We start from the raw sequence: 22362 nt of genomic DNA on the forward strand, positions 1-22362 counted from the left end.
GCGTCAGTTAAGCGCGAGGCTTATTTGATCGCCCAACCGGTCAGCTCGGACAAAGCCTTGCCGATATCTGCCAGCGAACGCACGGTTTTAACGCCTGCGTCTTCCAGGGCAGCAAACTTCTCGTCTGCAGTGCCTTTGCCGCCAGAGATGATTGCGCCAGCATGGCCCATGCGCTTGCCCGCAGGGGCAGTCACACCAGCGATGTAGGAAACAACCGGCTTGGTCACGTTTGCCTTGATGTAGGCAGCCGCTTCTTCTTCAGCCGAACCGCCGATCTCGCCGATCATTACGATCGCTTCGGTCTTCGGGTCTTCCTGGAACAGCTTCAGGATGTCGATGAAGTTCGAACCCGGGATCGGGTCACCGCCGATGCCGACGCAAGTCGACTGACCGAAACCGGCGTCAGTAGTTTGCTTGACAGCTTCGTAGGTCAGGGTGCCGGAACGGGAAACGATACCGACCTTGCCTGGCAAGTGAATGTGACCTGGCATGATGCCGATCTTGCATTCGCCTGGAGTGATCACGCCTGGGCAGTTAGGACCGATCAGGATTACACCCAGCTCGTCGCACTTGACCTTGGCATCCAGCATATCCAGGGTAGGAATGCCTTCAGTGATGCAAACGATCAGCTTGATGCCGCCGAAGGCTGCTTCCAGGATGGAGTCCTTGCAGAAAGGAGCTGGAACGTAGATCACGCTGGCGGTAGCGCCAGTGGCAGCTACAGCATCTTTCACGGTGTTGAACACTGGCAGACCCAGGTGCTCGGTGCCGCCTTTGCCCGGAGTTACGCCGCCAACCATCTTGGTGCCGTATTCGATGGCTTGCTGGGTGTGGAAACTACCTTGCGAACCGGTAATACCCTGGCAGATAACTTTGGTGTCTTTATTGATCAGGACGCTCATTATTTGCCCTCCGCAGCTTTAACGACTTGTTGAGCAGCGTCGGTCAGGCTGGTAGCAGCGATGATGTTCAAACCGCTTTCTGCCAGTACTTTAGCGCCCAGCTCAGCGTTGTTGCCTTCAAGGCGAACAACAACCGGGATTTTCACGCCGACTTCTTTCACAGCGCCGATGATGCCTTCGGCAATCATGTCGCAACGAACGATGCCGCCGAAGATGTTGACCAATACTGCAGCGACGTTAGTGTCGGACAGGATGATCTTGAACGCTTCGGTAACGCGTTCTTTGGTAGCACCGCCGCCCACGTCGAGGAAGTTGGCTGGTTTGCCGCCATGCAGGTTGACGATGTCCATGGTACCCATGGCCAGGCCAGCACCGTTGACCATGCAACCGATGTTACCTTCCAGTGCTACGTAGTTCAGTTCGAACTTGGCAGCGTGCGCTTCGCGCGGATCGTCTTGCGACGGATCGTGGAAAGTCTTCAGCTTAGGCTGACGGTACATGGCGTTGGCGTCGATGTTGATCTTGGCGTCGAGGCAATGCAGATCGCCGTCAGCCTTGATCACCAGCGGGTTCACTTCCAGCAGAGCCAGGTCGTGATCCTTGAACAGTTTGGCCAGACCTACGAAGATCTTGGCGAACTGAGCAACTTGCTTGCCTTCCAGACCCAGCTGGAATGCCAGCTCGCGACCCTGGAATGGCTGAGCGCCAACCAGTGGATCGATAGTGGCCTTGAGGATTTTCTCAGGGGTGTCGTGAGCGATTTTCTCGATGTCCACGCCACCTTCGGTGGAAGCCATGAACACGATACGACGGCTCGAACGGTCAACGACAGCGCCCAGGTACAGCTCTTTAGCGATATCAGTGCACGATTCAACCAGGATCTTGGTGACTGGCTGACCATTGGCGTCAGTCTGGTAAGTCACCAGACGCTTGCCCAGCCACTGCTGTGCGAATGCCTTAGCGTCTTCTTTGCTGCGAACCAGCTTAACGCCGCCCGCTTTACCGCGACCACCAGCGTGGACCTGGGCTTTGACAACCCACTCGGTGCCGCCGATTTTGTCGCAAGCTTCTGCTGCTGCTTCCGGGGTGTCTACTGCGTAACCGGTAGAAACTGGCAGGCCGTATTCAGCGAACAGCTGCTTACCCTGATACTCGTGAAGATTCATGCTTATTACCGTCTTCGTTAGGTACTGCGCATTCGGTGCTGCACTTGTTCAAGTGCCGCACCACCTGTGACTGCTGCTTGCGTAGCCTTTCCGGACAACCGGTGCAACTACGCAAGACTGCGTCCAGCGGATATTCCGCGGTGAGTCTTGCATGCAAGGCTCACGACGGGCCATTCCGCCGTGGTTTCTTATTGTCTTAACGCTTCTTGCGGTTGGCGATGTGAATGGCGCCGCCATTCACTGCCAAAGCTGCTTCGTGCAAGGCTTCAGACAGGGTCGGATGGGAGAAAACCATCATGCCCAGGTCTTCAGCGCTGGTGCCGAATTCCATACCGATCGCGCCCTGCTGAACCAGTTCTGCAGCGCTCGGGCCAATCACGTGGACGCCCAATACGCGGTCAGTCTTGGCATCAGCGATGACTTTGACGAAACCACCGGTGTCGTTGGCTGCCATGGCACGGCCGCTGGCTGCGAACGGGAAGGTGCCAACGTTAACTTCAACGCCTTCAGCCTTCAAGGCCTGCTCGGTTTTACCGACCCACGCGATTTCCGGGTGAGTATAAATAACCGAAGGGATCAAGTCATAGTTCATCTGGGCTTTGTGGCCCTTGATGCGCTCAACGACCATGATGCCCTCTTCCGAGGCCTTGTGTGCCAGCATCATGCCGCGAACCACGTCGCCAATGGCGTAAACGCCCGGTACGGTGGTGGCACAGTGATCATCAACGTGCACGAAACCGCGCTCGTCGAGGGTCACACCGCAATCAGCGGACAGCAGATCAGTGGTCACTGGACGGCGACCAACGGCTACGATCAGCTTGTCGAAAGTGATGTTCTGTTCGCCCTTGGCATCGGTGTAGTTCACAACGACTTCGTTGCCGTTCACTTTGGAACCGGTAACGCGTGCGCCCAACTTGATGTCCAGACCCTGTTTGGTCAGGGTTTTCAGCGCTTCCTTGGAGACGGCAGCATCAGCGGCCATCAGGAAGGTGTCCAGCGCTTCGAGAACGGTTACTTCGGCACCCAGACGGGACCAGACCGAACCCAGTTCCAGACCGATAACGCCAGCGCCGATCACGCCCAGACGCTTAGGTACGGACTGGAATTCCAGTGCGCCAGTCGAATCGACGATCACATTCTGGTCAACCGGAGCCGGTGGAATGTCGATCGGACGCGAGCCTGGAGCCAGAATCACGTTTTCGGCTTCGATGATTTCTACCGAGCCGTCAGGCTTGGTGACTTCAACTTTCTTGCCGGCCAGCAGCTTGCCGTGACCCTGAATGGAAGTCACACCGTTGGCTTTGAACAGGGTGGCAACACCCGAAGTCAGGCCTTTGACGATGTTGGCTTTACGGCCGACCATTGCTGGCACGTCCATGGTCACGCCAGCGTGGTTGATACCGTGGATCGCGAAGCCGTCTTGGGCTTCGTGGAACTTCCAGGAGCTGTCCAGCAGCGCCTTGGATGGAATGCAGCCGACGTTCAGGCAAGTACCGCCGAGGGCCAGTTTGCCTTCCTTGTCGGTGTACTTCTCGATGCAGGCAGTGGTGAGGCCCAGTTGCGCTGCTTTGATGGCAGCTACATAGCCGCCAGGGCCCGCGCCGATCACTACTACGTCAAATTTCTGCGACATTCAAAAAATCCTCTTTTTTGCGGCAAGCTTGAAGCCGCAAGCTCCAAGCCAGGCTGCCCTTTCGTGCAGCCTGGAACTTGAAACCTGCAGCCGCTTCTATCAGATATCCAGCAACAAACGAGCCGGGTCTTCCAGCAGGTTCTTGATGGTAACCAGGAAGGTCACAGCTTCTTTGCCATCGATCAGACGGTGATCGTAGGACAGAGCCAGGTACATCATCGGACGGATAACGACCTGACCGTTGATCGCCATAGGGCGCTGCAGAATGTTGTGCATGCCCAGAATAGCTGCTTGCGGCGGGTTGACGATCGGGGTCGACATCATCGAACCGAAAGTACCACCGTTGGTGATGGTGAATGTGCCGCCGGTCATTTCGTCCATCGACAGTTTGCCGTCACGGGCTTTCTTGCCGAAGGTAGCGATGCCGCCTTCGATTTCAGCCAGGCTCATCAGTTCGGCGTTACGCAGAACCGGCACAACCAGACCACGGTCGCTGGAAACAGCAACACCGACGTCGGCGTAGCCGTGGTAAACGATGTCGCCGCCGTCGATCGAGGCGTTAACAGCCGGGAAGCGTTTCAGCGCTTCGGTGGCCGCTTTCACGAAGAACGACATGAAGCCCAGGCGTACGCCGTTGTGGGACTTCTCGAACAGGTCCTTGTACTTCGAACGCAGGGCCATGACTTCGGTCATGTCGACTTCGTTGAAGGTGGTCAGCATCGCCATGTTCGACTGAGCTTCTACCAGACGCTTGGCCACGGTAGCGCGAACGCGGGTCATCGGAACGCGCTTCTCGATGCGGTCGCCAGCGGCGAACACTGGAGCAGCGGCAGCAGGTGCAGCAGCCTTGGCAGGCGCGGCAGCCGGAGCGGCTTTCTTGGCAGCAACAGCGGCTACCACGTCTTCCTTGGTCACACGACCGCCTTTGCCGGTGCCGGCAACGGAAGCGATGTTGATGCCGTTTTCTTCAGCCAGCTTGCGAGCAGCCGGTGCAGCAACAGGATCGTCTTCGCCTTCAGCAGCTGGAGCAGCAGCCTGTGCGGCAGCCGGAGCAGCGGCTGGAGCGGCAGCAGCGCCGCCGGCTTCGATGGAGCCCAGGACTTCGTCGGACAGAACGGTGTCGCCTTCATTCTTGACGATAGCGCCCAACACGCCGTCAGCAGTGGCCAACACTTCCAGCACAACCTTGTCGGTTTCGATGTCGACGATCAGGTCGTCACGCTTTACAGCGTCGCCCGGTTGTTTGTGCCAGGTGGCAACGGTGCCATCGGCAACCGATTCCGGGAAAGTGGGGGCTTTGATTTCGATAGCCATTATCTGTGGGTCCTTAAATTCGGTTTCAGGTGCGCGAAGGCGTTAAACAGTAAAGGCGTCTTGCAGCAGTTTTTCCTGCTGCTCAGCGTGCATCGATGCATAACCACATGCAGGTGCAGCAGAAGCCTCACGGCCCGCGTACTCGAGTACGAGAGACTTGTTGAGGGTACTGATGCTGCGACGCAAGTGGTGTTGGCTGCAGTACCAGGCACCCTGGTTCATCGGCTCTTCCTGACACCAAACGGCATGTTTGGCGTTGGTGTAAGGAGCCAGGACTTCTTTCAAGTCGTCCTCAGGGAATGGGTACAGCTGCTCGATACGCACGACGGCGATGTCGTCACGACCTTCGGCACGGCGTTTTTCCAGCAGGTCGTAGTAGACCTTGCCGCTACACAGAACAATGCGCTCGACCTTTTTCGGATCTTGAACATCGATTTCCGGGATCACGGTCTGGAACGAACCTTCGGCCAGATCTTCCAGGGTCGAAATGGCCAGTTTGTGGCGCAACAGCGACTTTGGAGTCAGAACGATCAATGGCTTGCGCAGCGGGCGAATGACCTGACGACGCAGCAAGTGATAGATCTGAGCCGGCGTGGTCGGTACGGCTACCTGAATGTTGTGCTCGGCGCACAGTTGCAGGTAACGCTCCAGACGAGCCGACGAGTGCTCCGGACCCTGACCTTCATAACCGTGCGGCAGCAACATGGTCAGACCGCAGAGACGGCCCCACTTGTGCTCGCCACTGGTGATGAACTGGTCGATAACCACCTGGGCACCGTTGGCGAAGTCGCCGAACTGGGCTTCCCAGATCACCAGCGCATCAGGCGTGGTGGTCGAATAACCGTATTCGAACGCCAGTACGGCTTCTTCGGACAGGAACGAATCGTACATGTCGAAACGTGGCTGGCCGTTGTACAGGTTTTGCAACGGGATGTAGGTGCCCGCATCTTTCTGGTTGTGCAAGACAGCGTGACGGTGCGAGAACGTACCGCGACCGATGTCCTGACCCGTCATGCGAATCGGGTGACCTTCGAACGCCAGGGTCGCGTACGCCATGGTTTCGGCGTAACCCCAGTTGATCGGCAGGCCGCCGGCTTGCATTTTTTGACGGTCTTCGTAGATTTTCGCGACTTGGCGCTGAACCACGAAACCTTCTGGAATTTCCAACAGCTTGGCGGACAGTTCCTGCAAGGTTTTCAGATCGAAACGCGTGTCGTGACGTGCAGTCCAGGCGTGGCCCAGATACGGACGCCAGTCCACGAACAACTCTTTGTTCGGCTCTTTGACCAGGCTTTTTACAACATGCAGACCGTTGTCCAGCGCGTTGCGGTATTCATCGATTTTCGCCTGAACACGCTCAGCGTCCAGCACACCGCCCTGGGTCAGGCGATCGGCATACAGCTCACGGGTGGTGCGCTGCTTGGTGATCTGCTGATACATCAGAGGCTGGGTACCGCTTGGCTCGTCGGCCTCGTTGTGGCCGCGACGACGGTAGCAGAACATGTCGATGACCACATCGCGCTTGAACTGCATGCGGTAGTCAATGGCCAGCTGGGTCACGAACAATACAGCTTCCGGATCGTCACCATTCACATGGAGGATCGGCGCCTGGATCATTTTCGCAACGTCGGTCGCGTACTCGGTGGAGCGCGCGTCCAGCGGGTTGCTGATCGTGAAACCGACCTGGTTGTTGATCACGATGTGCACGGTGCCGCCGGTCTTGAAACCGCGGGTCTGCGACATCTGGAAGGTTTCCATCACCACGCCCTGACCTGCAATTGCAGCGTCACCGTGGATGGAGATCGGCAGAACCTTCTCTCCGGTCGGGTCGTTACGACGATCCTGACGGGCGCGAACCGAACCCTCGACCACTGGAGAAACGATTTCCAGGTGGGACGGGTTGAACGCCATGGCGAGGTGAACTTCACCGCCGGTGGTCATCACGTTGGACGAGAAGCCCTGGTGATACTTAACGTCACCGGAACCCAGCTCGACCTTCTTCTTGCCTTCGAACTCGTCGAACAACTCGCGCGGGTTCTTGCCGAAGGTGTTAACCAATACGTTCAGACGACCACGGTGGGCCATGCCGATGACGATTTCCTTGGTGCCGTAGGAGCCGGAACGCTGGATCAGCTCGTCGAGCATTGGAATCAGGCTTTCGCCGCCTTCCAGACCGAAACGCTTGGTACCCGGGTATTTGGTGCCCAGGTATTTTTCCAGGCCTTCGCCGGCGGTCACGCGCTCGAGCAAGTGGCTCTTGATGTCGGCGGAGTACGTCGGACGACCGCGCACGCTTTCCAGACGCTGCTGGAACCACTGGCGCTGCTCGGAATCGGTGATGTGCGTAAATTCAGCGCCGATGGTGCGGCAATATGTCTGCTGCAACGCTTCGTGAATTTCGCGTAGGCTCGCTTCCTCTTTGCCGATGAACAGGTCGCCGGCACGGAAGGTCGTATCAAGATCGGCATTGGTCAAGCCGTAATGATTGATCGACAGGTCTGCAGGTGCAGGACGCTGCCACAGCCCCAGCGGGTCAAGCTGGGCTGCCTGGTGGCCACGCATACGATAGGCCTGGATCAATCGCAGCACTTCAACTTGCTTCTTCTCGTGCTCACTGCTCACGCTGCCGGCGGAAACCGGTTGGGCGCGGCGCTGGTTCTTTGCCAGCAAGACGAAATGATCGCGAATTGTGGAGTGCGAAACATCGGTAGCAGTGTTGCCGTCAGCCGGCAACTTCTGGAAGTAGGTGCGCCACTCTTCTGGCACAGCGTTAGGGTCGTGCAGGTAGAGCTCGTAGAGCTCTTCCACATAGGCAGCGTTACTACCAGATAGGTAGGCGCTGTTCCACATGCGCTGCATCACGCTTTCTTGCATGCTTGGTCACCCTCGGTTAGGGGAACACCACCGGCGTCGACACCGAGCACACTTGCAGAAGTCCGAATGCAGCGACCAAAACAAGCCACTTAGGATCACGCTGATAGTCCGGGTACCAGCCCGGATGCCCCTGCTTGTCTCATTTCTTCAAAATAAGAGCCGCAGCCTTGTAAGCTGCTGCTCAGGTTAAAACTACGGCGCCGGTTGAAGCCTGCGCCGTAGCATCTACGGGTACAGCGGTACTACATTTACAACAGCTGAGTCACACGCCGCTTTGCAGCAGCATGTTACGTATGTGACCGATGGCCTTAGTCGGGTTCAGGCCTTTCGGACAGACGTTGACGCAGTTCATGATCCCGCGGCAGCGGAATACGCTGAACGGGTCATCCAGCGAAGCCAGACGCTCGTCAGTCTTGGTGTCGCGACTGTCTGCCAGGAAGCGGTACGCTTGCAGCAGAGCAGCTGGACCCAGGAACTTGTCCGGGTTCCACCAGAAGGACGGGCAAGAAGTCGAGCAGCAAGCGCACAGGATGCACTCGTACAGACCATCAAGCTTTTCACGCTCTTCCGGAGACTGCAGACGTTCGATGGCCGGAGCCGGCGTGTCGTTCTGCAGGAATGGCTTAACCTTCTCGTATTGCTTGTAGAAGATGCTCATATCAACGACCAGGTCACGGATAACCGGCAAACCTGGCAGCGGACGAACAATCAACTTGTTACCTTTTACGACAGCAGACAGCGGCGTGACGCATGCCAGGCCGTTTTTGCCGTTGATGTTCATGCCGTCGGAACCGCAAACACCTTCACGGCAAGAGCGACGATAGGAGAAACCTTCGTCCTGCTCTTTGATCAGGGCCAGCACGTCCAGCACCATCAGGTCTTTACCACCGGTATCGACCTGGAATTCCTGCATGAACGGCGCGGCGTCCTGATCAGGGTTGTAGCGATAAACACTGACTTGCAACATGGCGGCCACCCTTAATAAGTCCGAATCTTAGGTTCAAAAGTCGGAACAGTCTTCGGCGAGAAGTTCACAGCACGCTTGGTTACGCGCTTGTCACCCGGGAAGTACAGGGTGTGGCACAGCCAGTTTTCGTCGTCGCGGTCTTCGTAGTCTTCACGGGCGTGAGCACCGCGGGACTCTTTGCGGATCTCTGCAGCGATGGCGGTGGCTTCGGCCACTTCCAGCAGGTTCTGCAGTTCCAGCGCTTCGATACGAGCAGTGTTGAACGCCTGGCTCTTATCGTTGATCTTGACGTTGGCGATACGGCCACGCAGATCAGCCAGCTGGGCAATACCCTTCTGCATGTATTCGCCGGTACGGAACACACCGAAGTAGTTCTGCATGCAGCTTTGCAGTTCTTTACGCAGGGTAGCGACGTCTTCACCCTCGGTACGCGAGTTCAGGCCATCGAGACGTGCCAGGGCAGCGTCGATGTCGGACTGGCGAGGACGAGCGTAATCAACGCCTTCTTTCAGGGTCTGCTCCAGGAACAGACCGGCGGCACGGCCGAATACCACCAGATCGAGCAGCGAGTTGCCGCCCAGACGGTTGGCACCGTGAACCGATACGCACGCCACTTCGCCCACGGCGAACAGACCAGGAATGATCTGGTCAACGCCTTCGGCGTCCTGAGTGATTGCCTGACCATGAATGTTGGTCGGCACGCCGCCCATCATATAGTGGCAGGTTGGAACGACCGGAATCGGCGCCACGGCTGGATCGACGTGAGCGAAGGTCTTGGACAGTTCCATGATGCCTGGCAGACGGCTGTGCAGAACGTCTTCACCGAGGTGATCGAGTTTCAGCATTACGTGGTCGCCATCCGGACCGCAACCGTTGCCGGCGATGATTTCTTTAACCATCGAACGGGCAACAACGTCACGACCGGCCAGGTCTTTGGCGTTCGGAGCATAACGCTCCATGAAACGCTCGCCGTGCTTGTTGATCAGATAACCGCCTTCACCGCGGCAGCCTTCTGTCACCAGTACACCGGCGCCGGCGATGCCGGTCGGGTGGAACTGCCACATTTCGATGTCTTGTACCGGCACACCAGCACGCAGAGCCATGCCGACGCCGTCACCGGTGTTGATCAGGGCGTTGGTGGTGGACGAGTAGATACGACCTGCACCGCCCGTCGCCAGAACGGTGGCGTTAGCGCGGACGTAGGAGGTTTCACCAGTCTCGATGCAGATGACGATCATGCCGACAAAGGCACCATCTTCGTTCTTCACCAGGTCGACGCCATAGTATTCGTTGAGGAATACGGTGCCGGCCTTGAGGTTGGCCTGATACAGAGTGTGCAGCAGAGCGTGACCGGTACGGTCGGCAGCGGCGCATGTACGGGCAGCCTGGCCACCTTTACCGAAGTCTTTCGACTGACCGCCGAACGGACGCTGATAGATGCGGCCCTGTTCAGTACGGGAGAACGGCAAGCCCATGTGCTCGAGTTCGAAAACGGCTTCCGGGCCTACGGAACACATGTATTCGATAGCGTCCTGGTCACCGATGTAGTCGGAACCCTTGACGGTATCGTACATGTGCCAGCGCCAGTCATCGTTCGGATCTGCCGAGGCGATGGCGCAGGTGATGCCACCCTGGGCGGATACAGTGTGCGAACGAGTCGGGAAAACCTTGGTAACTACGGCAGTCTTGTGACCACCTTGCGCCAGCTGCAGAGCAGCGCGCATGCCAGCACCGCCGCCGCCAATGATGATGGCGTCGAACGAAAGCGTATTAACTGTAGTAGACATGAATCAGATACCCCAAAGAATCTGCACACCCCAGACGAAGTAGGCGAACATCGCGACGCCGCATACTGCCTGGAAGAGGAAACGTATTGCAGTCGCGGACTTGCCGAACGCCATTGGCGTCAGGTAGTCGGTCGCGATGGTCCACATGCCGACCCAGGCGTGAGCGCCGAGGGCAACGAGAGCCAGGAGACTGAAAATACGCATCCAGTTGCTTGCGAACAGTTCATGCCATTGGGCGTAGCCGAGGCCAGGATGGGCAACGACGTATCCGATCAGGAAAATGAAGTAAGCCGCGAGAACGACCGCAGACACACGCTGTGCCATCCAGTCATAGAGGCCCGAACGCGACAGGTTCGTGACGTTAGTTACCATATCCAAACTCCTGCCAGAACGATTACCACCACGGAAACGGCGATAACGATTTTCGAGCCCAGTTTGCCGCCTTCAAGCGACTCGCCGATGCCCATGTCCATCATCAAATGGCGCACACCGGCAACCAGGTGATACAGCAAGGCGGACAGGATGCCCCATGTCACTAGCTTGGCTAGCGGACTGGTCAGACACGCCTTCACCTGGCCAAAACCTTCTTCCGAGCTCAGCGACTTGTCCAATGCATAAAGCATGATGGCCAGGCTGACAAAGAGGATGATTCCGGAGATCCGGTGAAGAATGGACGTGTAAGCAGTGACTGGGAGTTTGATGGTCCTTAGGTCTAGGTTTACAGGTCGTTGGCTATTCACGGCTTTTTTTTCACACTGAAGAGCCCCTAACAATCAGGGCAAAGTTGTTGGGGAGTGCACTGGTCAGGTACCCACCACCCAGGGAGTGCGACCCCCAATAAAGCAGGCCCAAAAGCCCCTGGCGGTCGGAGGCCGAGTATAGACAGTTAGGCTACTAATGACAACGCGTTCACCTTCCCCTAATAGCTGATTGCACAAGTTGGATAAAAGGCGTAAATGGCAGTCAATTTCGAGGAAAAAGTCCGGTTAAAGCCTTCTGGAGCAAGACTTTAGGCAAATTGACATTCGAATTTATCTCACTATAGTGGTGCGGGCCCTGCGTGGGGGGTCTGTCTGATGATTTCAAGCATAAATAGGAGGCCACATGGCTGACAAAAAAGCGCAGTTGATCATCGAGGGCGCAGCCCCCGTCGAGCTGCCCATTTTAACCGGCACCGTTGGTCCCGATGTTATCGATGTTCGGGGCCTGACGGCCACGGGCCGTTTCACCTTTGACCCTGGTTTCATGTCGACCGCTTCCTGCGAGTCGAAGATCACCTATATCGACGGCGACAACGGCATTCTGTTGCACCGCGGCTACCCGATCGAACAGCTGGCTGAAAAGTCGGACTACCTGGAAACCTGCTATCTGCTGCTCAACGGCGAATTGCCGACCGCAGAACAGAAGGCCCAGTTTGTCAGCACCGTCAAGAACCACACCATGGTTCACGAGCAGCTGAAGACCTTCTTCAACGGCTTCCGTCGCGACGCCCACCCGATGGCCGTCATGTGCGGCGTAGTCGGCGCCCTCTCGGCGTTCTACCACGACTCCCTTGACATCAATAACCCGCAGCATCGCGAAATTTCCGCGATCCGCCTGGTTGCCAAGATGCCGACGCTGGCAGCGATGGTTTACAAGTACTCCATGGGCCAACCCATGATGTACCCGCGCAACGACCTGACGTACGCGGAAAACTTCCTGCACATGATGTTCAACACTCCGTGCGAGATCAAACCGATCAGCCCGGTGCTCGCCAAGGCCATGGACCGGATTTTCATCCTCCATGCCGACCACGAGCAGAACGCATCGACTTCCACCGTACGCCTGGCCGGCTCTTCGGGTGCCAACCCGTTCGCCTGTATCGCCGCCGGCATCGCTGCACTGTGGGGCCCTGCCCACGGCGGCGCGAACGAAGCCGTTCTGACCATGCTCGATGAAATTGGCGATGTCTCGAACATCGACAAGTACATCGCCAAAGCCAAGGACAAGAACGATCCGTTCAAACTGATGGGCTTCGGTCACCGGGTTTACAAAAACCGTGACCCACGCGCTACCGTCATGAAGCAGACCTGCGACGAAGTACTGAAAGAACTGGGCATCAACAACGATCCGCAACTCGAACTGGCCATGCGCCTGGAAGAGATCGCCCTGACCGACCCGTACTTCATCGAACGCTCGCTGTACCCGAACGTCGACTTCTACTCGGGGATCATCCTCAAGGCGATCGGCATTCCAACCAGCATGTTCACCGTGATCTTCGCTCTGGCGCGGACTGTCGGCTGGATCTCCCACTGGAAAGAAATGCTCTCCAGCCCGTACAAGATTGGCCGCCCGCGCCAGCTGTACACCGGCTACGAGTCGCGTGACATCACCAAGCTGGAAGACCGCAAATAAGACCTGTCTTGCGATAACGTCTTAAGCTGCACCGTAAACGGCCTCTATATATAGAGGCCGTTTTTGTTTGTGTGCTTTGAGGTTTGGTTGGTTGTGTACATATCCGTTTCTTTGGGTGTGGCTGCTGGCGGTTTCGCTCTTACAGCGAGTCACTTTCGAAAAGCGCGAAAGTAACCAAAGCGCTTTTGCCCCTCCATTCGGTGCCTCGCTTAGGCTCGGCATGCCCTCACTCCGGCATTGCTCCGGGAAAGGGGCAGCAGATCAAGATCAAAAGCCAGATCAAAAGCTTCGCGAGCAGGCTCGCTCCCACAAAAAACAGAGCAAAACACACCGCTTTTGCCCCTCACCACTCATCAGGCCGAGCGTTAGCTCGCCTGCAGCTCTTGATCTTGATCTCCCCGCCCCTTCGGGAGGCTGAGTGGAGGTGTTCATCCGGGGAGTGGCGCGCAGCGCCGTTCGACGCAGTCGAACACGCTGCATGTAGGTCGAAGCGAAGCCGACCGGAGGGCAGTGTCCCCGGATGGATACCGGAGCGAAGGAACGCCGAGCCTAGGCGAGGGGCCGGACGCTCGGGGCGAGACCTTTGCTTCCTTTGGGCTGGGCCGGCACTCCGGCGTTTGCCAAAGGGAGTCGACCGTCAGGGCGAAACCCTAAGTGGCCGTTACCGCAGCAATGGATATGTACTCAATCAACAAAGCTCAGGCCGATTACCGCCCAATAAAAATGCCCCGATCTCTCAACCGGGGCATTTCTGTTTAACGCAATTTACATAACCAAATCTGAAGCCTTAGTGCGAAACCGCCCCACTCGCCCCCAAACCAGTCTGCGAACGAACAAACTGAGGGAAGAACAGCGCGCGCTCGTTGTCAGCCGCAGTCGACTTGTCAGTGATCGAGAAGAACCAGATACCAACGAAGGCAATCGCCATGGAGAACAGTGCCGGGTACTCATACGGGAAGATCGCCTTCTCGTGATGCAGGATCTGCACCCAAATGGTTGGCCCAAGCACCATCAAGCCAACAGCACTCACCAGGCCCAACCAGCCGCCAATCATTGCACCGCGGGTAGTCAGCTTCTTCCAGTACATGGAAAGCAGCAGCACCGGGAAGTTACAGCTCGCCGCGATGGAGAACGCCAGGCCCACCATGAACGCGATGTTCTGGCTTTCGAACAGAATGCCCAGGCCGATCGCCAGCACCGCCAGAGCGATGGTGGTGATTTTCGAGACGCGAATCTCGTCTTTCTCATTGGCCTTGCCCTTCTTGATTACGCTGGCATACAGGTCATGAGACACCGCCGATGCACCGGCCAGGGTCAGACCGGCAACGACTGCCAGGATGGTCGCGAACGCTACCGCCGAGATGAAGCCGAGGAAAATACTGCCACCCACCGCGTTGGCCAGGTGCACCGCCGCCATGTTGTTGCCGCCCAACAGCGCGCCCGCCGCATCTTTGAATTCCGGATTGGTGCTGACCAGCAGGATCGCGCCGAAGCCAATGATGAACGTCAGGATGTAGAAGTAACCAATGAAGCCGGTCGCATACAGCACGCTCTTGCGAGCCTCTTTTGCGTCGCTCACGGTAAAGAAGCGCATCAGAATGTGCGGCAGGCCAGCGGTACCGAACATCAGAGCCAGGCCCAGGGAGAACGCAGAGATCGGGTCTTTCACCAGACCGCCCGGGCTCATGATCGCTTCACCTTTAGGGTGAACCTTGATCGCCTCGGAAAACAGCATGTTGAAGTCGAAATTGACGTGCTTCATGACCATCAGCGCCATGAACGAGGCACCGGACAGCAGCAGCACGGCCTTGATGATCTGCACCCACGTGGTCGCCAGCATGCCGCCGAACAACACGTACATGCACATCAGGATACCGACCAGGATCACCGCAACGTAGTAGTCGAGACCGAACAGCAGCTGGATCAGCTTGCCGGCACCGACCATCTGCGCGATCAGGTAGAACGCCACCACCACCAGCGAACCGCAAGCGGACAGCGTGCGGATCTGGGTTTGCCCGAGGCGGTAGGACGCCACGTCGGCAAAGGTGTATTTACCCAGGTTACGCAGGCGCTCGGCGATCAAGAACAGAATGATCGGCCAGCCCACCAGGAAGCCGATCGAGTAGATCAGGCCGTCGTAGCCAGAGGTGAACACCAGGGCGGAAATACCCAGGAAGGACGCCGCAGACATGTAGTCACCGGCAATCGCCAGCCCGTTCTGGAAACCGGTGATCTTGCCGCCCGCCGCATAGTAGTCGGCGGCCGAGTTGTTTTTCTTGGAGGCCCAGTAAGTGATACACAAAGTCGCGCCGACGAACACCACGAACATCAGGATCGCGGCAACGTTCAGCGGTTGTTTAGTCACTGCACCGGTCAAGGCGTCAGCCGCCCAGGCCCCAGGTGCGAATGCTGCAACGCTCAATAGAGCCATTAGACGCCGCATCATTGCTGAGCCTCCTTGAGAATCGCATTGTTCAGGTCGTCGAATTCGCCATTGGCGCGTCGTACGTAGAGTGCCGTCAGGATAAAGGCCGAGAGAATCAGCCCGACACCAATCGGTATTCCCCAGGTAATCGAAGACTCAGGGCTGATTTTCGCCCCCAGTAAATGTGGCCCGTAAGCAATCAACAGGATGAATCCGGAGTAAAGCCCAAGCATGATCGCCGAAAGTATCCAGGCGAATCGCTCCCTCTTACTGACCAGCTCCTTGAAGCGCGGGCTGTTTTGAATCGAGAGGTAAATGCTGTCGTTCATTGTTTTTATCCTCGCAGCACAGATTATTGTTAGAACGTTATCCACTCTATGCGGCTGCGGAACAGGTTCCAGACGACCTTAGTCTTAGAACGACATGACAGTTTTGTTCCCTGTAGGAGCCCGGCTCGCCGGCGATGGCGATCTTGAGGCCGCCATCGCCGGCAAGCCGGGCTCCTACAGAAAAGCAAAAGGCTGCTTGGCAGTAATGCCAAGCAGCCTTTTAAGGTGCTGACCAGATGCGTCAGCTCAAATCATTTGGTCCAGTCGGCAACGCGCTCCGGGTGTTTGGCCACCCAATCTTTCGCAGCGGCGTCCGGCTTGGCGCCATCCTGAATCGCCAACATGACTTCGCCGATTTCGTCTTTCGACGCCCACTGGAAGTTTTTCAGGAACTTGGCCACTTCCGGCGCTTTGGTGGCGAGTTCTTTGCTGCCGATGTTATTTACAGTTTCAGCGGCGCCATAAACGCCTTTCGGATCGTCCAGGAAGCGCAGTTTCCACTTCGCAAACATCCAGTGCGGCACCCAACCTGTTACCGCGATGGATTCGTTTTTCTTCTCGGCACGGGTCAGCTCGGCAATCATGCCGGCGCCGGAACTGGCCTTGAGTTGATACCCGGTCAGGTCGTAGTCCTTGATGGCCTGTTCGGACTTGAGCATCACGCCTGAGCCGGCGTCGATGCCGACGATGCGGTCTTTGAAGCTGTCGTCGGTTTTCAGATCGCCGATGGTTTTGGCCTTGACGTACTCCGGTACGATCAAACCGATTTTTGCATCTTTGAAGTTCGGACCGTAATCAACGACCTGATCCTTGTTCTTGGTCCAGTAATCACCGTGTGTCACCGGCAGCCAGGCCGACAACATGGCGTCGAGTTTGCCGGTGGCCACACCCTGCCACATGATTCCGGTCGCAACGGCTTGCAGCTTTACGTCATAACCGAGTTTCTGCCTGATCACTTCTGCCGCCACGTTAGTCGTGGCAACGCTGTCCGACCAGCCGTCGACATAACCGATAGTCACTGCCTTGCCTTCGGCGCTGGCCACAGTAGAACTGATCGCCAGCACCAAAGCGGCACCTGCGCCCAAGAGTCGTCGCATCTTCATCGTTACTTCCCCGAAAGTGCTGCGCTCGACGGGTGCCGAGTCGCGTCAACGTATTGTTATGATGCACAGCGCCCCCATCACGCCCACCGCAAACTCGTTCGAACATCAGCGTGATTTATCTATGAGAGCACTGATGCGTCGATAATCAACCTCACGACAACTGCGACCTGCTCTGCCAGCGACCTCAAGGCACCGAGAAACGACATCAGAACGCCATTGTTCTTGGCCAGCGCAAACACCCCGGCCAATCCGCCCGAACTTTGCGTGTCAACGTTATGCGGGGCACCTGATCTGTGACAAATGCAGGTAACATGCGCGGCTTTGTTCCCAGACGGCCTGACCATGCCCGCAACATCACGTTTTCCTTTTTCTGCTTATTTATTCGCCTGCGTACTGGGGCTATTTGCCTTCGTCGGCTTCTGGTACGGCCTGGGCAAACCGGTGATTTTGCCGGACGTGGCCAGCGCGACGCACAAGCTGCAATGCGCCTCCTACACGCCGTTCGACAAGGATCAATCACCGTTCGATCAGCCGTTCAAATTGCGCCCGGAACGCATGGACGCCGACCTTGCGCTGCTGGCCAAAAGCTTCGAATGCATCCGCACCTATTCCATGACCGGTCTGGAGGCCATCCCTGATCTGGCACGCAAGCACGGTCTGAAACTGATGATTGGCGCTTGGGTCAACAGCAATCCGATCGACACCGAGAAAGAAGTCGACCTGCTGATCGCCTCGGCGAATATCAACGCCGACGTGGTGACCGCGGTCATCGTCGGTAACGAAACCCTGCTGCGCAAAGAGGTCACCGGCGCGCAATTGGCCAAGCTGATTAACAAGGTCAAAAGCCAGGTCAAACAGCCGGTCACTTACGCCGACGTGTGGGAATTCTGGCTCAAGCACCCGGAAATCGCCCCGGCGGTCGACTTCCTGACCATCCACTTGCTTCCGTACTGGGAAGATAATCCCTCGAACATCGACGCAGCCCTGCAACATGTGGCCGAAGTGCGTCAGGTGTTCGGCAACAAGTTCGCACCCAAAGACGTGATGATCGGGGAAACCGGCTGGCCGAGCGAAGGTCGTCAACGTGAGACCGCCCTGCCGAGCCGGGTCAATGAAGCCAAGTTCATTCGCGGTTTTGTCGTCATGGCTGAACAGCAAGGCTGGCATTACAACCTGATCGAAGCCTTCGACCAGCCGTGGAAACGTGCCAGCGAAGGTGCGGTCGGCGGTTACTGGGGACTGTTCGACGCGGATCGTCAGGACAAGGGCGTACTGGCAGGTCCGGTGACAAACGTGCCGTACTGGTCGCAATGGCTCGCTGTGGGCGGCTTGATTTTCCTCGGCACGCTGATCCTCGGCGGTCGCGTTCGCAGCACTCGCGCGGCGCTGGTGCTGCCACTGCTCGGCGCGCTGGCGGCTTGCTCGATTGGCGCGTGGGGTGATCTGGCCCGCGTTACCACGCGATTTGCGAGCGAATGGTTGTGGGTGGCGCTGCTGACAGCTTTGAATCTGCTGGTGCTGGCGCATGCAGCGCTGACGTTGAGCGCACGCACCGGTTGGCGTGAGCGGGCATTCAACGCGCTGGAGCGCCGCGCTGGCTGGCTGCTCGCGACGGCGGGGTTTGCCGCGGCGGTAATGATGCTGGAGCTGGTGCTTGATCCGCGTTATCGCAGCTTCCCGAGTGTGGCATTTATCCTGCCGGCACTTGTGTACCTGTGCCGCCCGGTGAACGTGCCACGTCGGGAGATTGCGTTGCTGACCTTCATTATTGGCGCAGGCATTGCGCCGCAGCTGTACCGTGAAGGCTTGCAGAACCAGCAGGCCTGGGGTTGGGCGCTAGTTAGTGTGCTGATGGTGGCGGCTTTGTGGCGCAGTTTGCGGGTTCGCAAGGGCTGATCCTCGGCGACCCTGCCGGCGTCATCGTCGGAACGCCGCCCGGAGCCGGCTCACTCCTACATTTGATCTTCGTCATACACAGATTTTGTGTTCACTGAAGATCTATTGTAGGAGTGAGCCGGCTCCGGGCGGCGTTCCGACGATGGCTGACGATCAGACGCCGCGACTTTCCCGAACCAACCGCAACCCCGCAATCACCACCGCAAAAACAGCCAGCGTCGTGTTGTACAACGCCAACGCCGGAAACCCGAACACCAGCGACAGCACCGCCAGCCACCACCCTGCCCGTCCCGGCAGCACGAAGCCAAGCACGGCCGCCGCGATCGCCGCCCAGCCCAACACACTGAAGTGAATCATCAAGCCCAGGTTCGAACGAACCGCACATTCCCATCGGCTCGCCTCGTCGACGCAGAGGCCCACCCACTGCGCATCCTCCATGAAGCCATAACGCGCGCCGTAACTGGCGGCCAGCCATAAAGGCAGCAAAACGAGTAGCAGGACCACGGGCAGACGGCGGGACATGAAACACTCCAATAGGCAAAAACGGCGGCCAGCTTAATCCTCCGACAGCGGTATGCAAACGTGAGCAACATAAAACTGGTCACGAAATCGCTGCTAAGTGTATCGTCCAGCTACTATTACCCGGAAATAAGCCTCTTTGGTGCCGATGCGTGGCACTTTGGCGCAACACCGATGGTCATAGCCTGCGAACTTCATTCGGCACCTTCTTCTAAGGGATCTAGTCATGCTCCGTTCCTTGCGCTTCGCCGCCCTCTTTGGCGGCCTTATTTTGAGTGCATCCGCACTGGCGGTCGATATCGACGCCGCCAGTTATGGCTACCCCTTGACCAACCCGTTCGAGGCGACCATCGCCACGACACCTCCAGACCTGCGTCCGGAATTGCCGCTGGACGCCGACATCAATCAGGAGGATCGCAGTATCACGCTGCGCCCGGAGCGTGCATTCGAACTGCCAGACAACTTCTGGGCGGTGAAGAGCCTCACCTACCGCATCGCTACGCAAGATAAAGCCGCACCGCTGATCTTCCTGATTGCCGGCACCGGCGCACGCTATGACAGCAGCCACAACGAATACCTGAAAAAGCTTTACTACCAGGCCGGCTACCATGTGGTGCAGCTGTCGTCGCCGACCAGTTTCGACTTCATCAGCGCCGCTTCACGCTTTGCCACTCCGGGTGTCACCAAGGAAGACGCCGAAGACTTATACCGGGTGATGCAGGCCGTGCGGGCACAAAACCCGAAACTGCCAGTCACCGATTACTACCTGACCGGTTACAGCCTGGGTGCACTGGACGCGGCATTTGTCGCGCACCTGGACGAGACACGCCGCAGTTTCAACTTCAAGAAAGTCTTGCTGCTCAACCCGCCGGTCAACCTGTACACCTCGATCACCAACCTGGACAAGCTGGTCCAGACCGAGGTCAAGGGCATCAACAGCACCACCACGTTCTATGAACTGGTGCTGAACAAACTGACCCGCTACTTCCAGCAGAAAGGCTACATCGATCTCAACGACGCCCTGCTCTACGACTTCCAGCAGTCCAAGGAGCACCTGACCAATGAACAGTTGGCCATGCTGATCGGCACGTCGTTCCGCTTCTCGGCCGCCGACATTGCCTTCACCTCGGACCTGATCAACCGTCGCGGCCTGATCACGCCACCGAAGTTCCCGATCACCGAAGGCACCAGCCTCACGCCGTTCCTCAAGCGTGCGCTGCAGTGCGACTTCGACTGCTACATCACTGAACAGGTCATCCCGATGTGGCGTGCCCGCACCGACGGCGGCAGCCTGCTGCAACTGATCGACCAGGTGAGCCTCTACGCCCTCAAGGATTACCTGCACAACAGTCCGAAAATCGCTGTGATGCACAACGCCGACGACGTGATCCTGGGCCCAGGCGACCTCGGCTTCCTGCGCAAGACATTCGGCGATCGCTTGACCGTTTATCCATACGGCGGCCATTGCGGCAACCTTAACTACCGCGTCAACAGCGACGCCATGCTGGAGTTTTTCCGTGGCTAAATACCTCCTGCTAATCGCTGCGTTACTCTGTGCAGGCGTCGCCAATGCCGACAACAGCAAAGCCAGCACGCCTGTTGTGGTCGACAGTGACGGTTTCAAGGAACCGTTGAGCAAACTCAAATTCAACCCAGGGCTGGACCAGCGCGAGTTCGAACGCTCGACGCTCAACGCACTGGCCGTCTACGACCCGCTGGAAGAGTGGAACCGTCGGGTTTATCACTTCAACTACCGCTTCGACCAATGGGTGTTCCTGCCCGTGGTCGACGGTTATCGCTATATCACCCCAAGCTTCCTGCGCACCGGCGTCAGTAACTTCTTCAACAACCTCGGCGATGTGCCGAACCTTGTGAACAGCCTGTTGCAGTTCAAAGGCAAGCGCTCGATGGAAACCACTGCGCGCCTGCTGCTCAACACCACCATCGGCATCGCCGGCCTGTGGGACCCGGCCACCGCCATGGGCCTGCCGCGCCAGAACGAAGACTTCGGTCAGACCCTGGGTTTCTACGGTGTACCAGGCGGCGCCTACCTGATCTTGCCAATCCTCGGCCCTTCCAACATCCGCGACACCAGCGGACTGGCGGTCGATTTCACCGTAGAGTCGGCAATCAACTTCCTGAACGTTTCTGAAGTCAGCTCCAACCATCCTGAAGTCTGGATCCTGCGCGGCATCGACAAACGCAACCAGACCAACTTCCGTTATGGCCAGCTGAACTCCCCGTTCGAGTACGACAAAGTGCGGTACGTGTACACCGAGGCGCGCAAGTTGCAGATCGCCGAGTAAATCCGGCGGCAACAAAAAAGGCCATTCGATGGGAGTCGAATGGCCTTTTTACATTCCCGCCCCCCTGTAGGAGTGAGCCTGCTCGCGATGAGGTCAGCACAGTCAAAATCTCTACTGATTGACCCACCGCTATCGCGAGCAGGCTCACTCCTACAGTTGTAGGCGCGCAAGTTACAGATTGCCGGGCAAATCCGGCGGCGACAAAAAAAGGCCATTCGATGCGAGTCGAATGACCTTTTTTAATTCAATCACCCATGGATGACTTGCGATTGTTGGGGATCTGCGCCGTAGTCATTTTCACCCTGGGTGCCTCGTGTCCCCATAGAGACCAGAACCAAAATCAGGCCAACGAATGGGGTAAACCCCCATAAAATGTTAATGCCGCTTTTGTTCAAATCATGATATCGACGCCACGTGAGCGCCAATCGAGGGCAGACAGTGCATACCCAATAGACAAGTAAGAACAACAAGTAGACTCGCTCATAAAGCAAGCCGGACCATGCTCCAAAAATCCAATAGAATGAAACCAAGCAACATTCGATTAGAGCAAACATCCAATACTCTTTCCTGCTGGCCCTACCTTGAAACGTTGCGTATTTACTCAATACCTGAAAATACCACTTCATCCCTAAACCCTTTCGCTTCCGGAAAATCTATTCAGGCCTTTACAGCCCAAACAGGGGAGCGAAGTTTACGAGAACCAAAAAAACAGCCTTGTAGGAACAATCCGAAAGGAATGTGGGCGCT

Annotated in this window: 18 protein-coding genes; 4 read left to right on the plus strand and 14 right to left on the minus strand. The window is 57.4% G+C overall.

Annotated elements, in window-relative coordinates; translation table 11 throughout:
- Positions 1 to 20 precede the first annotated feature (20 nt).
- From sucD to sdhC, 9 genes are all read right to left on the minus strand, one after another.
- Positions 21 to 902, minus strand: a complete 882-nt coding sequence (gene sucD / locus ACWGZX_RS05690) for a succinate--CoA ligase subunit alpha (RefSeq protein ID WP_223514145.1) — start codon at positions 900 to 902, stop codon at positions 21 to 23.
- Positions 902 to 2068, minus strand: a complete 1167-nt coding sequence (gene sucC / locus ACWGZX_RS05695) for an ADP-forming succinate--CoA ligase subunit beta (protein ID WP_007898980.1) — start codon at positions 2066 to 2068, stop codon at positions 902 to 904. Before sucC ends, sucD begins: the two co-directional genes overlap by 1 nt.
- A 196-nt stretch (positions 2069 to 2264) precedes the next feature.
- On the minus strand, positions 2265 to 3701 hold the full coding sequence (lpdA, locus tag ACWGZX_RS05700; protein ID WP_223514146.1) for a dihydrolipoyl dehydrogenase: 1437 nt from the start codon (positions 3699 to 3701) through the stop codon (positions 2265 to 2267).
- 99 nt (positions 3702 to 3800) lie between these two features.
- A complete protein-coding gene (gene odhB / locus ACWGZX_RS05705) occupies positions 3801 to 5015 on the minus strand; it encodes a 2-oxoglutarate dehydrogenase complex dihydrolipoyllysine-residue succinyltransferase (RefSeq protein ID WP_452627606.1) in 1215 nt (404 codons plus the stop codon).
- 42 nt (positions 5016 to 5057) lie between these two features.
- Positions 5058 to 7889: a 2-oxoglutarate dehydrogenase E1 component gene (locus ACWGZX_RS05710; protein WP_452627607.1), complete on the minus strand. Its 2832-nt coding sequence runs from the start codon at positions 7887 to 7889 to the stop codon at positions 5058 to 5060.
- Between the two features lie 262 nt (positions 7890 to 8151).
- Positions 8152 to 8856 (minus strand): succinate dehydrogenase iron-sulfur subunit, encoded by a 705-nt coding sequence (locus ACWGZX_RS05715; RefSeq protein WP_452627608.1) that lies wholly within the window; start codon positions 8854 to 8856, stop codon positions 8152 to 8154.
- An 11-nt stretch (positions 8857 to 8867) separates the two neighbouring features.
- Positions 8868 to 10643, minus strand: coding sequence for a succinate dehydrogenase flavoprotein subunit (gene sdhA, locus ACWGZX_RS05720; RefSeq protein ID WP_452627609.1), 1776 nt, complete (start codon positions 10641 to 10643; stop codon positions 8868 to 8870).
- Between the two features lie 3 nt (positions 10644 to 10646).
- Positions 10647 to 11015, minus strand: a complete 369-nt coding sequence (gene sdhD / locus ACWGZX_RS05725; RefSeq protein ID WP_059402221.1) for a succinate dehydrogenase, hydrophobic membrane anchor protein — start codon at positions 11013 to 11015, stop codon at positions 10647 to 10649.
- Complete coding sequence (gene sdhC / locus ACWGZX_RS05730; protein WP_081502780.1) at positions 11009 to 11383, minus strand: succinate dehydrogenase, cytochrome b556 subunit; 375 nt, start codon at positions 11381 to 11383, stop codon at positions 11009 to 11011. Before sdhC ends, sdhD begins: the two co-directional genes overlap by 7 nt.
- 364 nt (positions 11384 to 11747) lie before the next feature.
- Between sdhC and gltA the strand changes: the two genes are divergently transcribed.
- A complete protein-coding gene (gene gltA, locus ACWGZX_RS05735) occupies positions 11748 to 13037 on the plus strand; it encodes a citrate synthase (RefSeq protein WP_017337241.1) in 1290 nt (429 codons plus the stop codon).
- Positions 13038 to 13824: 787 nt separating this feature from the next.
- On the opposite strand, the gene ACWGZX_RS05740 is transcribed toward gltA, so the two are convergent.
- The 3 genes from ACWGZX_RS05740 to ACWGZX_RS05750 all read right to left on the minus strand — a co-directional run bounded on the left by ACWGZX_RS05740 (position 13825) and on the right by ACWGZX_RS05750 (position 16894).
- A complete protein-coding gene (locus tag ACWGZX_RS05740; protein WP_452627610.1) occupies positions 13825 to 15483 on the minus strand; it encodes a cation acetate symporter in 1659 nt (552 codons plus the stop codon).
- Complete coding sequence (locus tag ACWGZX_RS05745; RefSeq protein ID WP_452627611.1) at positions 15480 to 15791, minus strand: DUF485 domain-containing protein; 312 nt, start codon at positions 15789 to 15791, stop codon at positions 15480 to 15482. Before ACWGZX_RS05745 ends, ACWGZX_RS05740 begins: the two co-directional genes overlap by 4 nt.
- 251 nt (positions 15792 to 16042) lie before the next feature.
- Positions 16043 to 16894 (minus strand): glycine betaine ABC transporter substrate-binding protein, encoded by an 852-nt coding sequence (locus ACWGZX_RS05750; RefSeq protein ID WP_452627612.1) that lies wholly within the window; start codon positions 16892 to 16894, stop codon positions 16043 to 16045.
- 300 nt (positions 16895 to 17194) lie between these two features.
- On the opposite strand from ACWGZX_RS05750, the gene ACWGZX_RS05755 reads away from it, so the two are divergent.
- Positions 17195 to 18790: a glycoside hydrolase family 17 protein gene (locus ACWGZX_RS05755; RefSeq protein WP_452627613.1), complete on the plus strand. Its 1596-nt coding sequence runs from the start codon at positions 17195 to 17197 to the stop codon at positions 18788 to 18790.
- A 153-nt stretch (positions 18791 to 18943) separates the two neighbouring features.
- Here ACWGZX_RS05755 and ACWGZX_RS05760 read toward each other — a convergent pair whose 3' ends face one another.
- Positions 18944 to 19312, minus strand: coding sequence for a hypothetical protein (locus tag ACWGZX_RS05760; protein WP_223514169.1), 369 nt, complete (start codon positions 19310 to 19312; stop codon positions 18944 to 18946).
- Positions 19313 to 19535: 223 nt separating this feature from the next.
- Here ACWGZX_RS05760 and ACWGZX_RS05765 point away from each other — a divergent pair, with 223 nt between their 5' ends.
- Entirely contained in the window at positions 19536 to 20834 is a 1299-nt protein-coding gene (locus ACWGZX_RS05765; RefSeq protein ID WP_452627614.1) for a serine/threonine protein kinase, read from the plus strand.
- Positions 20827 to 21615, plus strand: a complete 789-nt coding sequence (locus ACWGZX_RS05770) for an MlaA family lipoprotein (RefSeq protein WP_452627615.1) — start codon at positions 20827 to 20829, stop codon at positions 21613 to 21615. The genes ACWGZX_RS05765 and ACWGZX_RS05770 overlap by 8 nt, the downstream gene beginning before the upstream one ends.
- Before the next feature lie 248 nt (positions 21616 to 21863).
- On the opposite strand, the gene ACWGZX_RS05775 is transcribed toward ACWGZX_RS05770, so the two are convergent.
- On the minus strand, positions 21864 to 22241 hold the full coding sequence (locus ACWGZX_RS05775; protein ID WP_452627616.1) for a DUF805 domain-containing protein: 378 nt from the start codon (positions 22239 to 22241) through the stop codon (positions 21864 to 21866).
- Between the last annotated feature and the right edge of the window lie 121 nt (positions 22242 to 22362).

The organism is Pseudomonas sp. CLCA07, assembly GCF_053615335.1.